General features: G+C 65.3%; 3 protein-coding genes and 1 pseudogene. All 4 read left to right on the top strand.

The genetic code is table 11. The features are described 5' to 3' along the window. On the top strand, window positions 1-514 hold a 514-nt coding region (locus tag WA317_RS19785), incomplete at its 5' end, for an FAD-dependent oxidoreductase (protein WP_425174650.1). A 24-nt stretch (window positions 515-538) separates the two neighbouring features. Further along, window positions 539-1,291, top strand: a complete 753-nt coding sequence (locus WA317_RS19780; RefSeq protein ID WP_425174649.1) for a sulfite exporter TauE/SafE family protein — start codon at window positions 539-541, stop codon at window positions 1,289-1,291. 212 nt (window positions 1,292-1,503) lie between these two features. After that, window positions 1,504-1,830 (top strand): group I intron-associated PD-(D/E)XK endonuclease, encoded by a 327-nt coding sequence (locus WA317_RS19775; RefSeq protein ID WP_425174648.1) that lies wholly within the window; start codon window positions 1,504-1,506, stop codon window positions 1,828-1,830. An 839-nt stretch (window positions 1,831-2,669) separates the two neighbouring features. Further along, window positions 2,670-2,941, top strand: a pseudogene (locus tag WA317_RS19770) (hypothetical protein); the annotation flags it as partial.

The following is a 2,941-nucleotide window of genomic DNA, read 5'->3' as shown; positions in this document are numbered from 1 at the left end:
GGACGGGACCGTGCTCGCAGCCGACGTGCTCGTCGCGGGCGTCGGCGCGCAGCCCGCGATCGGATGGCTTCGCGACAGCGGGCTGCGGCTGTCGGACGGGGTCGCCTGCGACCCGTTCCTGCGCACGTCGGCTCCGAACGTGGTTGCTGCCGGTGACATCGCCCGGTGGCACAACACGCTCTTCGATGAGGATTTGCGCGTCGAGCAGTGGACCAATGCCGTGGAGCAGGGCCGGTATGCCGCCGACTCGTTGCTCGGGATCGCGGAGGAGCCCTATGCCTCCGTGCCGTACTTCTGGTCGGATCAGTTCGACGCCAAGATGCGTTTCGTCGGCGTCGCCAACGCCGCCCAGGATATTCACATCGACGAAGTCGGCCCTGACGTCCTCGTCGCCCTTTTCGGCCGGGACGGCCTGCTCCGGGGCGCGCTGTGCGTGAACGCGCCCCGCAAGCTCGTGCGCTACCGGCAAGCGATCGTGGACAGGGTGCCCTGGCGCGATGTCATCGCGAAATAACACCGACGCTATTGGCGCTCTGACGTGAACGTGCTCCAGGCGTTGCTGGTCCTTGCGGCAGGTATTGCCGCGGGGGCGATCAATGCGGTTGTCGGCTCGGGGACGCTGGTTACGTTTCCGGTCCTGCTGGCTATTGGTCTGCCGCCGGTGACGGCAAACGTGTCGAATACGGTGGGGCTTTTTCCGGGCGCGTTTGTCGGGGCGTATGGGTATCGCCGTGAGCTGGCTGATCAGGTCGGGCGCGCGGTGCGTCTCGGGACGGCGTCGATTGTCGGTGGCGTCACCGGGGCGGTGCTGCTGCTGGTGCTGCCGGCCGGGGCGTTCAAGGCGATCGTGCCGGTGTTGATCGTTCTGGCGTTGATACTCGTGCTGGTCGGGCCGCGGCTGTCGGCTTGGATGAAGTCGAAGGGCCACGCGAAGAAATCGGAGGTGACGCCGGCGCTGTGGGGTTTGACGATGTTCGCCGGTGTGTACGGCGGATATTTCGGGGCGGCACAAGGTGTGCTGCTGATGGGGTTCTTCGGGCTGATGCTTACTGAGACGCTGCAGCGGCAGAACGCGTTGAAGAACGTGCTGGCTGGTCTGGTGAACATGGTTGCCGCGGTGGTATTCGTGTTGACGGCGCATGTCGATTGGGCAGCAGCCGGTCTGCTGGTCGTCGGCTCGATCATCGGCGGCATCGTGGGGGCTCGGGTTGGACGGAGACTGCCGCAGGCAGTTTTGCGGGGCGTGATCGTGGTCGTCGGGATTGCCGCGATCGTCAAGCTTCTCGCCTGAACCGGCCACGTCAGTCGCGCGGCGTCCAGCGCGGCGGTCTGGTAATCGGCCAGCGGGAGAGTCCGGGAGTCCTGCTGCTGCCCTTGCGGAGGCGCTTGTGGGGCAGTGAACCTGGAGAGTTGTGGATGGCATGGAGCGGGTCAGGGGTTCGAATCCCCTCAGCTCCACTTATTTTCGTTGCTTGGTCTTCAGAATTCTCTAGAATAGAGAACATGCGGGACACAACCGCAATCGGCAGCAAGACCGCAGGGATTGTGCTCGTCGCGCTGCTCCAGGCGGGCCAGCGTCCTTTGCTCCCTTTCGGCGATGGGCACCCTTACGATATCGCCTTCGACGACGGCGGCAGGCTTAAGCCGGTCCAGTGCAAGACTGGGAGGCTGATCAAGGGCGCAGTGTGCTTCCCGACATCGATCCGGTGGCGCAACAGCAAGTACCGCTCTTACCGAGGCGACATCAATTATTTCGGAGTCTATTGCCCTGATGCACCGCGGGTCTATCTCGTGCCGGTTGAGGGTGTCCGGATCGTGCCGCTAACCTGAGAGTGGAGGCGCGACGCAACAATCAGAACGACGGTGTGCTCTGGGCAAAGGACTATGTTATCCAGTCTCGCTGATTCGTAACCAATCATGTTCTGCTGTAACTGGATAGGCGGCCGTCAGACGTGGGTGGCGGCGCCGGATTGTGGACTACATTTGGCCGCCGAGGCCTGAGCGCCGGGAGCATGTGGCGGGGGCAGATCCGTGCTGTCAGGGGAGAGCCGCCGCGAGCGTTTCGGCGACCGCGTCCGCGTTGGCGCGAGCCCATTGCACCTGGGCCAGCACGCCAGTCTCGTTCCGTCCGGCCCGGACCCGCTTGGCGATCGTCTGGAGCCCGCGTCCCCGCAAGTAGACGGGAATGACTGCGGCCTGGTCCGGTGAGATCCGGGAGATGCTGGCGTAGCCTCGCAGAAACCGGCTGGCCCGGGAGAAGTCGAGGCGGTCAGCCCGCTCGTGCGGACGGCCCTCAGGGCTATCAGCAGCTCACCCGCCGGCCGCGGCGCCGGGCGAGTTGGTCCGGTCCGTGAGCGTGCCCGCCAGCCGCTCGACCTGGGCCGCACACGAGTTCTTCGGCCGCCTGAGCCTCAGCGGTCGGCTCCACGCGGTGGTTCTGGCGGGACGTGATGGCAGGCTGGGGGGCCGTTACCGGCAGACCCCGTCTGTCGCTGCCGGTGAGCGCATAGGCCCACCCACGCATCAGCCGGACCACCGAGTCGCGCGGTGTCATTTTGGCCAGGATTCTTGAAGAAAAACCATCAAGAAACCTGTACATCGAATCGGCGGTGTGACGCGATTCACATCCAGTTGGACCGGCTTGTCCCTGAATGCAGGGAGGCATCCCCGTGGCCAATCTCGAAGCTCCTGGACGTGGGACCGACACCGCTTCCGGACGGTATGTGCTCGATTCCGGGACCCTGATCGCCGCGGCGGTCGCGGTCTGCGTGGCTCAGGTGGCACTGGCCATCCCGGCCGTGCTGAACGGCCTGTTCCAGCAGGACCTGGGGCCCACCTCATCGGAGCTCACCTGGATCTCGGATGCGTTCCTGGTCCCGGTGTGCCTGCTGGAGCTGACCTTCGGGGTGCTCGGTGACCTGTTCGGCCGCAAGCGGCTGCT

Source organism: Mycobacterium sp., assembly GCF_049802695.1.
GTDB lineage: Bacteria > Actinomycetota > Actinomycetes > Mycobacteriales > Mycobacteriaceae > Mycobacterium.
Note: the sequence above shows the minus strand (reverse complement) of the source record. Positions and strands in the feature narration are given on the sequence as shown.

Coding starts and splice junctions, on each gene's coding strand:
- WA317_RS19775 (WP_425174648.1), top strand. CDS start 1,504: ATGCGGGACACAACCGCAATCGGCAGCAAGACCGCAGGGATTGTGCTC.